The following is an 18,758-nucleotide window of genomic DNA, read 5'->3' on the forward strand; positions in this document are numbered from 1 at the left end:
ACGCTTAACGGATCGGGTCCATCGGCTCTAAGGTTGGGCTTGCGTGTTCCATGACCGGATTTCTGTCATTGATCACAGCTTTGGCAGACAGTCGCACCCGACCTTTTTCATCGGTTTGGATCACTTTGACTTCTACCACTTGCCCTTCCTTCAAGTGATCGCTCACCTCTTTAATCCGTTCGTTAGCGATTTCTGAAATATGCAGCAGACCATCACGTCCTGGCAAAATATTAACAATCGCACCGAAATCAAGCAACTTAAGCACCGTGCCTTCATAGACTTGGCCGACGGTAACATCTACCGTGATATTTTCAATGCGGCGCTTAGCCTCAGCAATGCCTTCGCTGTTGGCGCTCGCAATCGTGACCACCCCATCTTCGGAAATATCAATGGTAGTGCCCGTTTCTTCAGTGAGGGCCCGAATCACCGAGCCACCTTTACCGATGACATCACGAATCTTGTCTGGATTGATCTTAAGCGTAACCATGCGCGGCGCAAATGACGATAATTCAGTACGCGCGCCAGACACCGCTCCTTTCATCTCGCCTAAGATATGCAAACGCCCTTCTTTGGCTTGGGCTAACGCAACTTGCATGATTTCTTTGGTAATGCCAGCAATCTTGATATCCATCTGCAATGCAGTAATACCCGCTTCCGTGCCAGCCACTTTGAAATCCATGTCGCCTAGATGATCTTCATCGCCTAAGATATCCGTCAGCACAGCGAAACGATTCGCCTCTAAGATCAGACCCATCGCAATGCCGGCTACATGCGTCTTAAGAGGCACACCCGCATCCATCAGCGCCAGGCTGCCGCCGCACACAGAGGCCATGGACGATGAACCATTCGATTCAGTAATTTCGGAAACCACGCGAATGGTATAGCCAAACTCTTTTTCGTCAGGCAAACAAGCTATCAACGCGCGTTTAGCCAGCCGGCCGTGACCAATTTCGCGCCGTTTTGGGGTTCCTACCCGACCCGTCTCGCCCGTCGCAAAAGGTGGCATATTGTAATGCAGCATGAAGCGGTCGCGGTATTCGCCCGTAATCGCATCGATCATCTGTTCATCATTCTTGGTGCCCAGCGTAGCAACCACTAACGCCTGTGTCTCGCCGCGTGTAAAAAGAGCAGAACCATGAGTCCGTGGCAAAACCCCGGTGCGGATTGAAATCGGACGCACCGTGCGCGTATCCCGCCCGTCAATGCGCGGCTCACCTGAAAGGATTTGCCCCCGCACAATTTGCGCTTCAAGCTCAAATAAAATATGGCCAATCGCAACCTCATCTGGCGCACTCATGCCTGCTGCGAGCGCCTCTTCTACAAGCTGTTGATTCACCTCTTTATAGATCGCCTGCACACGCTCACTACGCAGCGATTTTTGACGGATCTGATAAGCCGCTTGCAAAGGGTTCAACGCAAGCGCGCTAACTCGGTTAGATAATACCTCGTTTTTCGGCGCAGCTTGCCAATCCCATTCCGGTTGACCGCCTTCACGCACTAGATCATAGATCGCATCGATTGCCGTTTGCATCTGTTCGTGACCAAACATCACAGCGCCTAACATAACCTCTTCAGACAATTGATCCGCTTCTGATTCAACCATCAATACCGCTCGCTCAGTCCCTGCTACAACAAGCTCAAGCTGAGAAGTTTTGAGCTCACTGAAACTCGGATTAAGCACATATTGACCCTCAATCAAGGCAACGCGCGCAGCCCCCACCGGACCATTAAATGGAATTCCAGAGATAGCCAACGCAGCCGACGCGCCCAGCAGAGCGGGAATGTCTGTTGGCACTTCTGGGTTGACTGACAACACGTGCACTACAACTTGTACTTCATTGTAAAAGCCTTCCGGAAAAAGCGGGCGCAAAGGCCGGTCGATAAGACGGGAAATCAGCGTTTCGCCTTCAGAAGGACGCCCCTCACGACGAAAAAAGCCCCCTGGAATTTTGCCCGCCGCATAAGTTTTTTCAATGTAATCCACTGTCAACGGAAAAAAATCCTGACCGGGCTTTGCGCTTTTTGCACCTACTACCGTTGCTAGCACAACCGTTTCATTCATATCGACCAAGACAGCGCCGCTCGCTTGACGGGCTATTTCGCCCGTTTCAAGTCGGACCGTATGACGTCCCCATTGAAATTCTTTAACAATTTTCTTCAACATAATATTCCTTGTTTTATGTGCTGCAAAAAGCAAAATGCCTGCATCAGCAGCAAGGCTGATGCAGGCATACGATCTCAATACAGCATTTACTTACGTAGCCCTAATGCTTGGATCAGTGCTTGATAACGTTCCAGTGATTTTTTTTGCAAATATTTCAGCAAGCTGCGGCGGCGGCTTACCATTTGCAGCAAGCCTCGGCGGCTATGATGATCTTTATTGTGGGCTTTGAAATGAACGGTCAACTCATTAATACGCGCCGTCAACAAAGCAACTTGCACTTCGGGCGAACCGGTATCTTTGGCGCCACGCGCAAATTGCGCAATAACTTCAGATTTTTTTTCACCTACAATTGACATAACATTCCTTTATAAAAACAAGCGGTCGCGGAAGAAAGGCCGCGCCGTGAAAAACAATATGACTTAACCTATATAAATTTATCTGAACGACTATTATTAAGCTAAGCGCTCGCACTTTCATGAAAACATGAAGAACTAAGTATACTATGCTTTTTGTATAGTACATACTGTACAGAAAAGCGTCAGACGTTCCAACGTGAAGTTTACCGCCTCCAAGATTAACCATTTACGCTAACTTTACTGCCCCTTATTTCGGAATTTTTATGCAGATACGGTTCATTTCTAGACTTCTTTTCTCAAACTCATGGCCGTGCAAAATGCTGATGAGTATAGCGACTTTTGCTCTTGCCGCTTGCGCTACTCCATGGCAAAACGGGAAATTTGGCCCAGATGAAGCCTCTGCCATCGCAAAATTAGGCCAGCCGCGTGAAGTCTATGAGCTGCCTAATGGCAGCAAGCGCCTCATGTGGCACACACGGCCTTTCGGTGAGAAAACAACAGCCATAGACATCGATGCCGACGGTAAAATTTCTCAGGTGCGGCAAGTCTTGGCAGAATCAGAATTTGAGCAAGCACAAATTGGCTTATGGACTCGACACGATGTTTTAACCAATTTCGGCAAACCCCTAGAAATCGCTAAGTTCCCTCGCATGCAACGCGAAGTGTGGAGCTACCGTTATAGGGACAATGATGTATGGTACGTACTCTATCACTTTCATTTCGATTCAAATGGTACTTTGCGCAGCACGCAGCAAACCCCCGATCCACTGCATGATCCAGACCATCGCAATTTATTTCGCAGAATCTTTTGACGTAGCGCGCAACATCTAATAGAATTGCGGTCTTGTTGTCGGGGCGTAGCGCAGCCTGGTAGCGCATCTGATTTGGGATCAGAGGGTCGCATGTTCGAATCATGTCGCCCCGACCACATTGCAATAATACAAATATACAAATTTTTACTCTCTATATCATCTGTCCGGTACGCCAGTTTATGCAGATAATTGTACTGCTGGTGGGTTGCTTAATGCTTTTATTGCCGCTTCCAAGCCATGCTGGCCGGCGCGATGAGCATCTTGATTTGGTCAAGCAATTTATCACTCAACAACAAGCCACACCGCTTGTTGCAGACTGTGCCGCCCATGCCAGTTTTGTTGTGACTACACTGCCACTTTACACGCGGATTGAATTCCCAGATGGTGCTTTAGATAATGGGCAGGCCAGCCTCTTGCCTTGGCATCAGCCTTTCAATAATAAAAAACAGCGCGTTAAAGTGGATACAATCGTCTCCATATCCGGGGTCGGCTACCGCAAAGCTGAACGGTCTAAACCTGATGTTTTGGAATTTCGTTGCGGCTATTTAGCCAATCAGCTGCTTGCTTTTGATTATAACGAACCCAAGCCAGCATCAGTCAAACGTAAAACGGCCGCGCCGGTAAAAAGCACGCATCAAAGGCAAAGCACTTCATCTGCGCACTAGAAAAAAGAACGCTCCAATCGGATTGCCAACTGAATATGAGCCTCACTCAAACTCTTTCATAATACAGTGAGTGAGATGACGCTCCCACCCTAAACGGCATCACGATGCGCCAAAATGGGAATTCACAATCTAACCCATTGAATAGACAGGAGTATCCATGATGAAGGTATCTCTATCTTATGACTTTGCTAAATGCCAGCGAAGCTACTTAAAGACCCGCTAGCCTGCCTCGTTTCCTCCGCTTTATCTCAAATACATTGAGCGCTACGCTCTGCAGACAGAGGATTCTCAGTTACGCCTTTGCATTGCAGGAAGTGTTTATTTATGGAATCTAACCCCTTGGCATCCTTGATACCCATACCCGTGACACTCGGCTCTGCTTGAGATAAATAAAGGTCAGAATATGATCCCTCTCTCCAGCCAGAGACATTCCACAATACAACCTCCTGATTTCCACTCAATGCAAGTACCTTGCCATCGGGGGCAAAACTCATTCCCCATGCCCCCTTTCTATAACCTTTAAGCTGAACATACGAGTCAGCGCTTAATCTTCCACACATCCTGAATACGCCACTCGCCGACGCTAAAGGTTCGCCATCTGGCGAAATGGTCTGAGAGTGTGGCGATACAATGCTTTCCTCCTTCTTCAAGGCAAGCATCGGTGGTCCATTTTCGCTCGCCGATACCCAAAAATCGCTACCTGACGCAATCACGCTTCGCACATTCCATAGCCTGACCGTTTCATCGTCGCTCACCGATGCCAAAAACTCGTCATCTGGTGAAAACTCTAGAGCATTCACTCGATCATGATGCCCTCCAAAAACACCCAGCTTTTTCTGTTTCTCTAAGCTCCACAGCTCTACCGTATTAAACACCCCCAGCGCTAAAAGTTTACCGTCTGACGATACCTTTATACTCTGGATCTCCTCTGTATTTCGGCAAAAACAGGCCGCTTCTTGCGTGCCCCCATCCCACCTGAGCACCTCCTGAGCACCGTCCCACGACACTAAAAACCCGTTATTAGGCAACGTCTCCAGAGCCAGTATAGTGCCGCCAATAGGGTGCTGAATTCTCCTCAACGCGCCAGATTGCAGATTATGCAGCACCAGCGTACCATCAGCGCTTCCTGACGCCAGCAGCTCGCTATTTGACAAAAACTTTATATTGGTAATCGAAGCATTATGCTCGACTCGTTCACGCAGTAACGCTTTCTTTTCTATATCCCACACCATTACCTTGTGATCTTTGCCCCCTGAAGCCAAAAACTTACTATCTGACGAAAAATTCAAGTGCGTCACAGCAGCACTATGCCCATTCAGCGTATGCGCCAGCTTTAAAGCTCGCGCTTGATACAGTCCAATTTGGCCCTCATCCGTACTCACAGCTAACCAATACCCATCAGGCGAATAACAGCAGTCATGCACTAAGCTGCCTACCCATACCGTGGGCAGCCTCCAAAAATTCAACTGCGCCAAATTGGCTTCTCGCAAATCAGCGCCTTTCAACGATGCTCCGTAGAAATTGGCATAGCTTAAATCCGCCCCTTTAAACCGAGTGTTGTTAAACTGACCGTCGCTTAAATCTGCCCCTGGGGCACGGATTTTATTAAAATCGTGCTCACTTAAATCCACCTCCGCTTTAGTCAATAGAGTTAGGGCTCTCGCCGCCATCTGTTGCACCTCTTCGATTTTTGAGCGCTCGATCCAATTAAGTAGTGCTTGCTCTAAGTCAGATTTTTGCTGAGCATTTGACGCAGAGACTCTGTCACCTTTAGCAAATGTTCTTTCAGAACCCCCCCAGCTTTCTACCCAATTCCATAGCTTTTCTAATTTAGGTTTTGCATGAATTTCTTGCTTAAAAAGATCCCATATCACGGGACTAGAAATGAGATGAATTAAGTCGAAAAGCCGATGGCCCTCCACGATTCTATCTAGCTTACCTAAGCACGATAGTTCTTTTATTCGATTTAAAGCATAAGTTTGTAAACACAAATTTGATTGCGCCTGAATTTTCTGGTATTTCGGTGGAATTCTCCGCCAAAATAGATTTTCTGGCTTGGTTTCAGACAAAACTGCTGACTGACTGTAAGGGAGCCAGCTCATGAACGTTTCGAGAAAGCCCTTTTTAGATTCCAAAGTTAAGGCCTCAAACAATCTTTCTCTACTCTGCGTATCTAAATATTTTATGATGTCTTCTAAGATTTCAAAAGGGAGTGAATCTAGTTTAGCCTTTGGCGAACCTTGCCCCCGACGATGAGTCATTTGAGCTGGCTCTTCAGAGAGAGGTGGCATAGCCTCCAGAGCCAAATTCTCCACGGCTTTCTCTTGCGTTCCAGCGCGGGGGGGAATCAACGCAAACGGCAAAAATTTGTTAGCCATGTGATACACGCCGCCGTTATTAATGCCTAACATTAGCCTCCTCCTTTTCAATTATATTGTTGCTATTAGAAATTTTTGGTCTCGCTCTGGCTTGAAAACAAACGTAGCCGGCTATTTCAGAATTATGTGTTGGCCGGCCGGGCTCGGTAAACCAGAGAGCCAGGATTGTACAGAAGTTAGAGATGTGTTGCAGCAAGAACAACCGTGCCTGCCCAAACGCTAAGCGCGTATTTCTTGTCTGAGCAGCTATTACTTTTTGAGCGGCGAGCCTATGCCGCCATGCGCCGCCTAAACACCCAATTCAGTTCATCAGATGCTTGTGGTTCAAATTGATACCCTTCGCTATCAAAATATTTTAATTGCGCGACTTCATCAATCTGATTCAAGACCGCGTAGCGCGCCATTAGACCGCGCGCGCGTTTGGCGTAAAAGCTAATGATCTTATAACGCCCATTCTTCCAGTCTTCAAAAATTGGGGTGACTACAGTTGCTTTGAGTAGCTTAGGTTGAATAGATTTGAAGTATTCAGTCGAGGCAAGGTTCAGTACAATTGGGGACGCGCCGTGTATCGTATGACCTAACTCGGCATTCAAAGCCTGGGTTATTCTCTCCCCCCAAAAAGCATATAGATCTTTGCCATGAGAATTCGGCAGACGAATGCCCATTTCAAGCCGATATGGCTGCATCAGATCCAATGGCCGCAATACGCCATATAAGCCCGATAAGATACGCAAATGATCTTGCGCCCACATCAATGCTTCCGCCGTCAGCGTTGCTGCGTTAAGTCCAGCATAAACATCGCCATTAAAAGCCAATACGGCTTGTTTTGACTGGGCCACGGGAAACGCCGGCGACCAATCTACATAACGCTGAAAATTCAAGTGCGCGAGCTCATCCGAAAGACCCATCAAACTTGCAATCTGCGCCGGAGAGAAAGTACGCAGTATATCAATTAGCTGAGCTGAATCCTGAACAAAAGCAGGTAGCGTAGCGTGCTCAAGCTGAGCTGGGGTTTTGTAATCAAGTGATTTAGCTGGAGATAGGATAATGATCATCGGATCGATAAAGAATCTTTAAAATGCACAAAATGGACATGATATAGGCTTTTAAAGCTTACAAAACAGCATTTATGGCGGCTCGCTAGATAGCTGCAGTTTGAACCAAACAAGGCAGCCTTCGTCAACCTGATATTAGCTTCGCCCATTCAAAAATACTTTGAAAGTTTACTGTATATACTCAATTTAATTGACTTCAGCTTGGATAAATAATGCTAATCCGCTCTCCCTCTCTCTCAGAAAACCAGTCCTCAGTTCGATTTCCCCCTTGTTATGAAAACCCATATAACGCCATACCACCTAGTTATACAAGAACTCCTGGCGAGCCTATCGGCCTTTTTCGGAAATTAAAACAATCGTTAAAACAAAAAGATCTCAATCGCAAATTACTTAAAGAAGCTAAAAAACCAGATGGGAAGATACAAAAAATCGAAGCACTGGTGACATCAGGTGCTGACATATCCACAAAATCGGCTGGCGAAAATACCGCTCTACATTATGCGTGCGAAACCGGAAACTCGGAGCTGGTTGAACGACTTATCGAGTTAGGGGCAGATATAGAGGCAGCCAATAATTTGAAACGAACCCCTTTGCACACAGCGGCTTCAGCTGGACAGACGAACTCGATGGCTAAACTCTTCTTGTATCATGCCAATCCGCATGCAGAAAATAGAGGCCGAGATACGCCGCTCATCATAGCAGAACGCAAGGGACATAGAGAGGCAATCAGGTTACTGAAGGAATATATAGAAGAGAGCGCTCCTCTTCCGCCCTACTCAAGCCATTTGTAAAAACCTGCGGAGGACACTCTCCCTCCGTTTTATTTTTCAAACAAAATTTTTTCAGCGCTTCATCAAATAACAAAACACAAACCCGGGAAAAGCCAATACTAAAAAAAAGCCAAAGGTCACCGCATAAAATGGCCAGCTTTGCACAAAAACATTCCCTGCTCGCGCTTCTAGCAAAAAGCTCAATGCCCCCACTGCAAAGTAAAGCACCATCAATTCAAGCAAGCGCCAACCGATTCGTTTACGACCATTAGCGAGAACCCACGACAACGGCAACATGCCAAAGAACCGTTGGTTCAGAAACGGCGCATTTGCCAAGAACCCGGCCAGCCCTACAATAAACCAACCCGTTATTGACATTTTAAGGAAACAAAGTTTGCTGGAGGACGCGCGTACACAGCGACAATAACGGACCAGGCATTAAGCCCAATGCTAACAGTGCGCAACCATTGGCCACCAGCACAATGCGCGCACCCGCATAGGCAACCAATGGCGTTTGGTCGACAGGCGCATCAAAATACATCAGTTTAACGATACGTAAATAATAGAAAGCCCCCAAGAGCGAGGAAAGCACCGCCAATACCACCAGCCAAGTCAAACCGGTATTCATCACCGCCTCAAGCACGGCAAACTTTGCGTAAAATCCTGCTGCGGGCGGAATTCCTGCAAGGGAAAACATCATCACCAACATGACGAATGCAAACAGCGGGTGACGCTGGTTAAGTCCTTTAAATGCATCAATGCTGTCTACTTCAAAGTCACGGCGCGCAAGCAGCATAACGATGCCAAAACTACCAAGCGTGGTCAGTAAATAAATGATGCTGTAAAACGTGGCAGCACTATAAGCGCCAACAATATTATCTAATCGACCGCCCACCACACCTGACAAAAGGCCTAGTAGCACAAAACCCATATTCGAGATGGCTGAATAAGCCAACATGCGTTTAATGCTTTTTTGCGCAATCCCAACCAAATTACCAACAATCAAGGAAAGCGCAGCCAAGATCACTAACATCTGTTGCCAATCGATAGCCAATGGCAGTAGGCCAACCACCAGTAAGCGCAAGCCCCAAGCAAAAGCCGCTACCTTCGGTCCGCCCCCGATGAGTAACGTCATTGCAGTAGGCGCGCCATGATAAACGTCGGGGACCCACATGTGAAAAGGTACGGCACCTAACTTAAAAGCGACACCCGCCACAATAAAAACCACCCCAAATAGCAATACGGTATAGTTAATGCGGCCAGAGGCAATGGCGCGGAACACTTCTTCTAAATCAAGCGAACCGGTTGCGCCATAAAGCATCGAGATGCCATAGAGCAAAAAGCCTGAAGCTAATGCGCCCAATACATAATATTTGATAGCAGCTTCTGCTGCCAATTTAGGCATCGTGCGTGAAGCAGTTGGCTGCTGCGCGTCATCATCAGGGCGCAGCGCAATCAATGCATAAAGCGACAATGACATCAACTCAAGCCCAAGATAGAGCATCAGAAAGTTATGACCTGAGATCATCACCAACTGTCCGAGCAATGAGAACATTGCCAGTAAATAAAAATCGCCGCGCAATAGCCCGCGTTCCTCAATATATTTCCTCGAATAAATGAGCGCAACGGCAAACCCCGCGGTCACAGTTGCTTTCATCACGTTGGCGAACGGATCAACCACATACATATTTTCGAAGAAATAATGCGACTGGCCTTGGGCGGCAAGCCATAGATAGCCAAACGCGCTAAGCAGCGACGCTATCACAGCAATCGCATAAGTCATGCGCTGTCCGGCCCGATTTGTCGCGCCAGTGACAATATCATTAAGCCAAGCAAGGATGACTGCCAACAACAACAAGGCATCGGGCAGCAATAGGGTCATATAGGTGTTTTGCATAATTGGACTGAAATGAAGCAAAGCAGCGCTGGCTTAGCGCAATAAAATCTATGGCAAATCCACCTCAAGCCGAGCACCGCGGTTTGCGGCGACTTTATGATGGTAGTTTCGATTGCGCCACATGAGACAACAGATGAGCAACCGAGGTATGCATCACTTCGGTCAAGGGTTTTGGCCAAACGCCTAACGCTAACACGAATGCCGCCAGCACTAGCAAGATTGAAAATTCGCGCCGATTGAGATCTTTGAGCTGCGCGACTTGCGGGTTAGCTACTGCGCCAAACTGCACCTTTTTATACATCCACAAGGTATAAGCTGCACCTAAGATCAAAGTGAGCGCCGCTAGCAAGCCAATCCAGAAATTGAATCGGACCGCAGCTAGAATAACCATCCACTCACCGACAAAACCTGAAGTGCCTGGCAAGCCGCAATTAGCCATTGAAAAGAGCATGGAGAACGCAGCAAATTTGGGCATGACATTGGCGACACCGCCGTAATCCGCCATCAAGCGGGTATGCATACGATCATACAATATGCCAATGCATAAAAACATTGCGCCCGAGACAAAACCGTGTGAAATCATCTGTACCAGCGCGCCTTCCATGCCCAGCGTATCAAACATGAAAAAACCCAATGTCGCAAAACCCATATGTGCAATCGATGAATACGCGACAAGTTTTTTCATATCCGTTTGCACCAACGCAACGAGACCGATATAAATCACTGCGATGAGCGACAATGTAATCATCGCCGGCGCTAAGAAATGGCTGGCATCCGGCGCAATGGGCAGCGAGAAACGCAGAAAACCATAAGCGCCAAGCTTTAGCATGATCGCCGCTAACACCACGGAACCGCCCGTTGGCGCTTCAACGTGAGCATCAGGCAACCAAGTATGCACGGGCCACATTGGCACTTTCACCGCAAAGGCCATAAAAAACGCGCCGAATAACAATAGTTGCGGTAGCATCGGTAACGGTAACTGCTGCCAAGCAACAAGCTCAAAGCTGCCCGAGCTCGCATATAAATACAACAGCGCAACGAGCATTAACAGCGAGCCGAAAAGCGTATAGAGGAAAAATTTGAACGCTGCGTAGACCCGATTGGGGCCACCCCAAACACCGATGATGAGGTACATCGGAATCAATGTCGCTTCAAAAAATACGTAAAATAATAGGCCATCTTGGGCGCAAAAAACCCCCACCATCAAGCCAGACAGGATCAAAAAGGCGGCCAGATATTGCGCAATATGTCGCGTCACTGAGGTCCAGCTAGCAATAATCACCAACACTGTGATCAAGGCCGTGAGAGGTACAAACCATAGTGAAATACCATCAATGCCAAGGTAGTATGAGACATTAAAGCGCTCGATCCAATTGACCCGCTCAACGAACTGCAAAGCCGCTGTTTGCGCATTAAAGTAGATCATGAGCGGCAAAGTAACGACAAAACTCAGGCTCGCGCCGAGCAAGGCAAGCCAACGCACGCATGTGGGTTTGAGGTAAGCGCTACTGATCAAAACCAAAACGCCAAAAGCAAGCGGCAGGCCGATCGCCAGGCTGAGAAATGGGAAGGATTGAAAAGATTGCATTTGAATACGGTTCTCTTTCTGCTTATTTGCCGCCAATCGTGACAAAGAGCGTGAGCAGCGCTAACATGCCAACGATCATCGCGAATGCATAGTGATAAATATAACCCGATTGCAAAGAGCGCATGACGCTTGCAAACCAGCCCACGAGACGCGCACTGCCATTCACAGCGGCATCAATGATTTTGCGCTCGCCAGTACGAGATAAACCTGCACCCAGCACAACTGCGCCCCGCGCAAACACCGCTTGATTGAGCTTGTCCAAATAATATTTGTTTTCAAATAGCGTATGAAACCAGCGCAAACGGGCTTTAATCGCACTTGGCACGGCGGGATACCGTAAATAACCTAGCCATGCAACCGCCACCCCTGCGCACATGAGCCATACCGGTAGCGTAGTCAATGCATGCCGCGCCATTTCGGCCCAGCCATGGAACTCAGCGGCCATTGAGTGCAAGGCAAGATGATTTGCACCGATATAAATGACTCGCTCAAAGGCCACCCCGTGCTCGAAAAAATCACCATAGAGCAGTGGGCCAATCGCTAGCGCACCGCTCAGGATTGAGGGAATGGCAAGTAAAATCAACGGCACGGTGACAACCCACGGCGATTCATGCGGAGTGTGAGCGTGAGTGCTATGGCTATGGTCGGCGCTATGCTGAGCTTCATGCCAGCGCGGTTTGCCATAAAACACCAAGAACATCATTCGAAACGAGTATAAAGCCGTGACAAAGACGCTTGCCACTACGGCGAAATAGGCAAAACCAGAGCCTGCAATCGATGAATATTTAACCGCCTCAATAATTGAATCTTTTGAATAAAACCCCGAGAAGAATGGAGTACCAATTAAGGCCAGCGAGCCAATCAGCGAGGTCAACCAAGTAATCGGCATCGCTTTGCGCAAGCCGCCCATATAGCGCATATCTTGCTCGTGATGCATGCCGATAATCACTGAACCTGCCGCAAGAAATAGCAAGGCCTTGAAAAACGCGTGCGTCATCAGATGAAAAATCGCCACCGGATAAGCCGACACACCCAATGCAACGGTCATATAACCCAACTGCGAGAGCGTTGAATAAGCAACGACTCGTTTGATGTCATTTTGCACCAGGCCCAGCAGCCCCATCAACAAAGTGGTGATGGCGCCGATGATTAAAACAAAAGATAACGCGCTGTCAGTCAATTCAAACAACGGCGACACCCGCGCGACCATAAAAATACCTGCCGTTACCATGGTGGCGGCGTGAATCAGCGCAGAAATTGGGGTCGGGCCTTCCATTGAATCAGGCAGCCAAACATGCAACGGAAACTGGGCAGATTTGCCCATTGCGCCAATAAAAAGACAAATACAAGCAACCGTTAAAAGCCCCCATGGGGTGCCCGGGAAAGTGAGCGCCGCCAAAGCCTCGCGTTGTGCAAACACATCGCCATAGTTAAGCGAGCCGGCATAAGCGAACAGCAAACCAATGCCCAGGATAAAACCAAAATCGCCCACCCGATTCACGATAAAAGCTTTCATATTGGCGTAAATAGCGGTTGGTTTAGTGTACCAAAAACCAATCAGCAAATACGATACAACGCCAACCGCTTCCCAGCCGAAAAAAAGCTGTAAAAAATTATTGCTCATAACGAGCATGAGCATCGCGAAAGTAAACAGCGAAATATATGAGAAAAAACGTTGGTAGCCCGGGTCATCGCGCATGTAACCGATCGTATAGATATGCACCATCAGCGAGACAAAACTGACCACACACATCATCAGAGCGCTTAATGAATCAATTAAAAAACCAATCTCAAATTTAAGCGTTCCTAACTGGGTCGGCACGCGCATCCATTCGTATAGGGTTGCGTTATAGGCTGCACCGCCCATCACCTGATATAAAGTCAAGGCCGATAATCCAAAGGCAAGTGCGACACCCAGTATCGTTACCGTATGTGCGCCTGCGCGGCCAATAGTTTTGCCAAAAAGCCCAGCGAGCAGAGCACCGGCGAGTGGAGCCAGCGGGATTGCCAGCAGCAAATTAGAGTCAAGTGTTGCTGTCATTATGAAATAACCTAATTAACCTTTAAGCTGATCGAGATCTTCAACGTTGATCGTATCGGACCTGCGAAACAGGGTAACTAAAATCGCCAACCCAATCGCTGCTTCAGCAGCGGCCACAGTTAAGACAAAAAAGACAAAAACCTGGCCATGCGCGTCGCCAAGATAGCGTGAGAAAGCGACAAAATTAGTATTGACCGCAAGCAACATTAATTCAATCGCCATCAAAATCACAATTAGATTGCGTCGATTCAAAAAAATGCCAACGATGCTAATTGCAAATAAAATCGCTGCAAGCACTAGATAGTGGGCCAGGGTTAGGGTCATGTTTATTCCTTCTGCTTCAGCTTATGCTTTTGTCACGAGCTTGATCAACCGATCCAGATGGACTGGCAGCGCTCTCCACTCTCGCTTCAGAGCGCATTTTAACGATCCGTACCCGGTCCTCGCGGCGCACGCGAATTTGCTTTGCCGAGTCAGTTCGTTTACGATCTTTACCATGATGTAGCGTTAGCGCAACCGCCGCAATCATCGCCACCAGCAATAAAAGTCCGGCAATTTCAAACGCAAAAATGTAGTCGGTATAAATTAATTTGCCTAGTGCACGCGTGTTTGAGACTGCATCATCATTGGCCTGAGCAACGTGTAAATGATTCGCTGACGCAGTCGCTCCGCCATACCCGCGCCATAGGATTAAAGCAATCTCCGTAATCAGCAAACCGCCAACGATCATTGAGGTTGGCACAAAGCGTTTAAAGTCGCGCCGCAGCTTCCCTAAATCAAGATCGAGCATCATCACAACGAAGAGAAACAACACCATCACTGCGCCGACATAAACTAACACGAGTAGAATCGCTAGAAACTCGGCGTGCAAAAGGAGCCAAAGCGCCGCAGCGTTAAAAAAGGCCAAGACTAAAAAAAGCGCAGATTGCACGGGATCAGACGCGGTAATGATGCGTAGCGCAGATACGACGAGGATCGACGCAAAAATGTAAAACAGTAAAGTGGTGAATTCCATTTAGTCTCTCAATCAACGATAGGGCGCGTCAGCCGCCTTGGTCTCGGCAATTTGAGCTTCATAGCGGTCTCCCACGGCCAATAGCATCTCTTTAGTGAAATATAGATCGCCCCGTTTTTCGCCGTGATATTCGAGGATCTGCGTTTCAACAATCGAATCGACTGGGCAACTTTCTTCGCATAGGCCACAGTAAATGCATTTCGTCAGATCAATATCATAACGTGTCGTACGGCGCGTATTATCTTCACGCAATTCTGATTCAATCGTGATCGCCAACGCTGGACACACCGCTTCGCATAACTTGCAAGCAATGCAACGCTCTTCCCCATTTGGATAGCGGCGCAGCGCATGCAAGCCCCGAAAGCGTGGCGAGAGCGGGGTTTTTTCTTCTGGAAATTGCACGGTGATTTTGCGTGCAAACGCATAACGCCCGGTCAGCGCCATCCCTCTGAAGAGCTCAATTAAGAAAAAATTCTTAAAGAAATTTTTAATCGCGGTTAACATAATTTGATCCGTTCAATAGGCTTGGCAACGCGGCCAAAACCACGCAACGTCACTTTATCAGAGCTCGGTTTAAGATCCTTAGCGCCAAATATTCCAGGGCGACATAATCCAAAATCCCACCACCGCGAGCCAGACCAACGTCACTGGAATAAAAATCTTCCAGCCCAAGCGCATAATTTGGTCATAGCGGTAGCGCGGAAAAGTCGCGCGCGCCCAAATAAAAATCGACAGCAACAGAAAAATTTTGAATGCGAACCAAAGCCCGCCAGGTACGAATGAAAGCGCTGCCAAGGGTGCATCCCAGCCGCCTAAAAAAAGGAGTGCGGTGAGCGCCGAGATCACGATCATATTAATGTATTCAGCCAGGAAAAAGAGCGCGAACGCCATCCCTGAGTAATCCACCATATGCCCGGCAACAATCTCTGACTCACCTTCAACCACGTCAAATGGGTGGCGATTGGTTTCAGCAATACCCGAAATAAAATAAACGCCAAACACCGGCAATAACGGCAACCAATTCCATGAGAGGAGGTTAAGCCCTAAGTCCGCAAACATACCACGCTGCTGAGAATGCACAATCTCTGACAGATTTAAACTGCCGGCTGTCATCAGCACCACGACCAAAGCCAGCCCCATCGCGATTTCATAAGAAATCATCTGCGCTGAGGCACGCATTGCGCCCAAAAAAGCATACTTGGAGTTTGACGCCCAACCGGCAAGGATCACACCATACACGCCCACCGATGAAATCGCCATCACATATAAAAGCCCGGCATTCACATTTGCCAAAACCGCTTTGGCCTGAAATGGAATCACCGCCCATACAGCTAACGCCGGCGCTACGGTCATAATCGGCGCTAATCCATACAACCAGTGAGTTGCCTTAGTCGGTCTAATGACTTCTTTCAACAGCAACTTAAGCACATCAGCAATCGGCTGCAGCAAGCCTAATGGCCCGACCCGGTTGGGTCCAAGGCGCACATGCATCCAACCGATGAGCTTGCGTTCCCATAAGATCAAATAAGCGACTGACAATAGCAAGCCAACGCAGAGCACCAGAATGCGTAAAATTATCCATACAGTGGGCCAGGCCGAGCCAAGCGCCTGCATACCTAGTGTGTTGATTGTATCGAACATAATCAGAGCCCTTGCCTTACACCCTTTCTACCCGCAGCTCGCCAAACAGGCCCGCTAGCTGAGCTGAAGCACGAGTTGCGGCTGGCACTCGCAGCACAGTTTGCGGCAAACGCGCATCGCGCAGCGCTGGCATCGTTACCGAATATTCTCCCTGACTGATGCGGACTACATCGCCTTCGGTCAAGCCCAACTGGTCGAACAACTCAGTGGGTAACGATACACGCTCCGCGGCCTGCGCGGTACGGGTGAGTTGCAACGATTCAGCATGACGCACCAGCGGATCGGCATGATAGATTGGCACCTCAGGTAAACGCTCAAACACCATCTCACCTTGAGCTGCTGATTTAAGATGCTGAGCTTCTAGCGCCGGCGCAAGCTGGCTAGCGTTAGACAGCTGCGCAGCAATCTCGATCCGGCTAAGCGCAGCAGCGCGCACCGCTTCAGACGAGTCATAAGAGAAGCCAGGCAAGTCAAGCAATTGACCCAGTGCCGTCAAAATTTTCCAACCTGGGCGAGCTTCGCCTAGCGCCTGTACTACACCATTAAAACTTTGTACGGTACCCTGTGCATTGATGAAAGTCCCGGCGGTCTCGGTAAACGGCGCAACGGGTAGCAACACATCAGCGTAATCCAGCCCATGCTTAAAGCTTGATAAGCTCACAACCATCTCAGCTTGTGCTAACGCAGAACGCGCCTGCGCTGGATTTGCCGTGTCATAGTCCGCCTCTACATTCAGCAATAGATAAGCCTTGCGTGCTTGCTTAAACATTTCCGCCGCAGGCAAACCGCCAGCTCTCGGCACAGCGCCCACCAAATGCGCACCAACTGTATTCGCCGCCTCAGTTAAAAAACCAAGCTGTGCGCCAGTGTGCTGCGCAATCCACTGAGCAACCGCATAAAGCAAGCTAAAATCTGGATGCTGAACCACTGCATTACCTAAGAATAGTGCGCGCCGCGCGCCTAACTCGGGTTGGTTAAGCCGCGTCGCCATTTCTCGGGCAGCCGCCGATGGCGTAACACCGTGCAACCCTTCAGGCGCGGCTATTCCCTGCGCCTGCGCCAGCGCCACAGCAATCCCGGCCAATTCCCCCAGCCAAGCAGAAGGCGCCGCTATCAGCCGCTGAGCGCTTGGAATCAGTGCATTATCATCAATCGCATGCAATAGATTGATCTGCGCACCGGCCTTCGCCGCTTGCCGCAAACGCGCAGCAAATAATGGATGATCATTACAGAGCAACGCGCCCACAATCAACGCGCTATCCAGGTTGGATAAATCTTCAATGGCCATGCCAAGCCATGGCGCTTTAGGCAGAGCCTGATTAAAATCAATTTGCCGCAAACGGAAATCAATATTTTCCGTGCCAATCCCACGCGCGAGCTGCTGCCATAGATGGAGTTCTTCTAACGTACTATGCGGACTAGCAAGCGCGCCAATTGAAGCTGCGCCATGGCTTTGCTTGATCTTGCCTAAGCCTTCTGTAATATAGGTTAATGCGCTATGCCAGGCGACTTCATGCCATTGTCCATTTTGCTTAATCATGGGCTGCGTGAGGCGCTCGCTACTATTGAGCGCTTCATAGGCAAAACGATCTTTGTCAGACAGCCAACATTCATTAACGGCTTCGTTTTCAAAGGGCAAAACGCGCATCACCCGGTTTCCTTTGACTTGCACGACCAGGTTAGCGCCCACGCTATCATGCGGGCTAATTGATTTACGACGCGCTAACTCCCAAGTCCGCGCACTGTAACGGAAAGGTTTTGAGGTCAGAGCGCCCACCGGACACAAGTCAATCATATTGCCCGACAACTCTGAATCGACGGTTTGTCCAACAAAAGCCGTAATTTCAGAATGCTCACCTCGGCCCAGCATCCCAAGTTCCATCACGCCAGCCACTTCTTGACCAAAACGCACGCAGCGCGTGCAATGAATGCAGCGCGCCATTTCTTCCATTGAGACGAGCGGGCCAATATTTTTATGAAAAACTACACGCTTTTCTTCGCTATAGCGCGACTGTGTTTTGCCATACCCTACGGCAAGATCTTGCAATTGGCATTCACCGCCCTGATCGCAAATCGGGCAATCCAGCGGATGGTTAATCAGGAGAAACTCCATCACGGCTTGCTGGGCTTTAACGGCTTTTTCTGAGCGCGTTTTGACCATCATGCCAGCTGCTACCGGTGTCGCACAAGCAGGCACCGCTTTGGGCATTTTCTCAACTTCAACTAAACACATCCGACAATTGGCAGCAACTGACAGTTTTTTGTGATAGCAAAAATGTGGAATATATGTATTAACTTGCTGGGCAGCCTGAATCACCATCGTGCCCTCAGGCACTTCGACTTTTTTGCCGTCTATTTCCAATTCAACCATTTTGA

Annotated in this window: 16 protein-coding genes and 1 tRNA gene; 4 read left to right on the plus strand and 13 right to left on the minus strand. The window is 48.6% G+C overall.

The window, feature by feature from the left end; translation table 11 throughout:
- Positions 1-4: 4 nt before the first annotated feature.
- Both pnp and rpsO read right to left on the minus strand, forming a co-directional pair.
- Entirely contained in the window at positions 5-2,164 is a 2,160-nt protein-coding gene (gene pnp, locus MPB2EB_RS05745) for a polyribonucleotide nucleotidyltransferase (protein ID WP_185181402.1), read from the minus strand.
- An 86-nt stretch (positions 2,165-2,250) separates the two neighbouring features.
- Positions 2,251-2,520 (minus strand): 30S ribosomal protein S15, encoded by a 270-nt coding sequence (rpsO, locus tag MPB2EB_RS05750; RefSeq protein WP_185181403.1) that lies wholly within the window; start codon positions 2,518-2,520, stop codon positions 2,251-2,253.
- A 317-nt stretch (positions 2,521-2,837) separates the two neighbouring features.
- Here rpsO and MPB2EB_RS05755 point away from each other — a divergent pair, with 317 nt between their 5' ends.
- From MPB2EB_RS05755 to MPB2EB_RS05765, 3 genes are all read left to right on the plus strand, one after another.
- The gene (locus MPB2EB_RS05755) at positions 2,838-3,332 is read left to right on the plus strand and encodes a hypothetical protein (RefSeq protein ID WP_185181404.1); all 495 of its coding nucleotides are present in this window, start codon (positions 2,838-2,840) and stop codon (positions 3,330-3,332) included.
- Between the two features lie 39 nt (positions 3,333-3,371).
- Positions 3,372-3,448, plus strand: a tRNA-Pro gene (locus MPB2EB_RS05760).
- Positions 3,449-3,511: 63 nt separating this feature from the next.
- On the plus strand, positions 3,512-3,997 hold the full coding sequence (locus MPB2EB_RS05765; protein ID WP_185181405.1) for a BspC domain-containing protein: 486 nt from the start codon (positions 3,512-3,514) through the stop codon (positions 3,995-3,997).
- A gap of 248 nt (positions 3,998-4,245) precedes the next feature.
- On the opposite strand, the gene MPB2EB_RS05770 is transcribed toward MPB2EB_RS05765, so the two are convergent.
- The gene (locus MPB2EB_RS05770; RefSeq protein WP_185181406.1) at positions 4,246-6,408 is read right to left on the minus strand and encodes a pentapeptide repeat-containing protein; all 2,163 of its coding nucleotides are present in this window, start codon (positions 6,406-6,408) and stop codon (positions 4,246-4,248) included.
- Positions 6,409-6,644: 236 nt separating this feature from the next.
- Entirely contained in the window at positions 6,645-7,430 is a 786-nt protein-coding gene (gene yaaA / locus MPB2EB_RS05775) for a peroxide stress protein YaaA (RefSeq protein WP_185181407.1), read from the minus strand.
- Between the two features lie 212 nt (positions 7,431-7,642).
- Between yaaA and MPB2EB_RS05780 the strand changes: the two genes are divergently transcribed.
- Positions 7,643-8,221, plus strand: coding sequence for an ankyrin repeat domain-containing protein (locus MPB2EB_RS05780; protein WP_185181408.1), 579 nt, complete (start codon positions 7,643-7,645; stop codon positions 8,219-8,221).
- 51 nt (positions 8,222-8,272) lie between these two features.
- On the opposite strand, the gene MPB2EB_RS05785 is transcribed toward MPB2EB_RS05780, so the two are convergent.
- The 9 genes from MPB2EB_RS05785 to nuoG all read right to left on the minus strand — a co-directional run bounded on the left by MPB2EB_RS05785 (position 8,273) and on the right by nuoG (position 18,753).
- Positions 8,273-8,578, minus strand: coding sequence for a DUF2818 family protein (locus MPB2EB_RS05785; RefSeq protein ID WP_185181409.1), 306 nt, complete (start codon positions 8,576-8,578; stop codon positions 8,273-8,275).
- Between the two features lies 1 nt (position 8,579).
- Positions 8,580-10,097 carry an NADH-quinone oxidoreductase subunit NuoN gene (gene nuoN / locus MPB2EB_RS05790; protein WP_185181410.1) on the minus strand — a complete coding sequence of 506 codons (1,518 nt, stop codon included), beginning with the start codon at positions 10,095-10,097 and terminating at the stop codon, positions 8,580-8,582.
- Positions 10,098-10,191: 94 nt separating this feature from the next.
- The gene (locus tag MPB2EB_RS05795; RefSeq protein WP_185181411.1) at positions 10,192-11,685 is read right to left on the minus strand and encodes an NADH-quinone oxidoreductase subunit M; all 1,494 of its coding nucleotides are present in this window, start codon (positions 11,683-11,685) and stop codon (positions 10,192-10,194) included.
- Positions 11,686-11,707: 22 nt separating this feature from the next.
- Complete coding sequence (nuoL, locus tag MPB2EB_RS05800; RefSeq protein WP_185181412.1) at positions 11,708-13,726, minus strand: NADH-quinone oxidoreductase subunit L; 2,019 nt, start codon at positions 13,724-13,726, stop codon at positions 11,708-11,710.
- 15 nt (positions 13,727-13,741) lie between these two features.
- Positions 13,742-14,050, minus strand: a complete 309-nt coding sequence (gene nuoK / locus MPB2EB_RS05805) for an NADH-quinone oxidoreductase subunit NuoK (protein ID WP_026921260.1) — start codon at positions 14,048-14,050, stop codon at positions 13,742-13,744.
- Positions 14,051-14,066: 16 nt separating this feature from the next.
- Complete coding sequence (locus MPB2EB_RS05810; protein ID WP_185181413.1) at positions 14,067-14,741, minus strand: NADH-quinone oxidoreductase subunit J; 675 nt, start codon at positions 14,739-14,741, stop codon at positions 14,067-14,069.
- A gap of 12 nt (positions 14,742-14,753) precedes the next feature.
- Entirely contained in the window at positions 14,754-15,245 is a 492-nt protein-coding gene (gene nuoI / locus MPB2EB_RS05815) for an NADH-quinone oxidoreductase subunit NuoI (RefSeq protein WP_185181414.1), read from the minus strand.
- A gap of 78 nt (positions 15,246-15,323) precedes the next feature.
- Complete coding sequence (nuoH, locus tag MPB2EB_RS05820; protein ID WP_185182678.1) at positions 15,324-16,388, minus strand: NADH-quinone oxidoreductase subunit NuoH; 1,065 nt, start codon at positions 16,386-16,388, stop codon at positions 15,324-15,326.
- Positions 16,389-16,398: 10 nt separating this feature from the next.
- Positions 16,399-18,753 (minus strand): NADH-quinone oxidoreductase subunit NuoG, encoded by a 2,355-nt coding sequence (nuoG, locus tag MPB2EB_RS05825; RefSeq protein ID WP_185181415.1) that lies wholly within the window; start codon positions 18,751-18,753, stop codon positions 16,399-16,401.
- Positions 18,754-18,758: the final 5 nt, after the last annotated feature.

The organism is Mycoavidus sp. B2-EB (assembly GCF_014218255.1).
In the GTDB taxonomy this organism is placed as follows: Bacteria; Pseudomonadota; Gammaproteobacteria; order Burkholderiales; family Burkholderiaceae; genus Mycoavidus.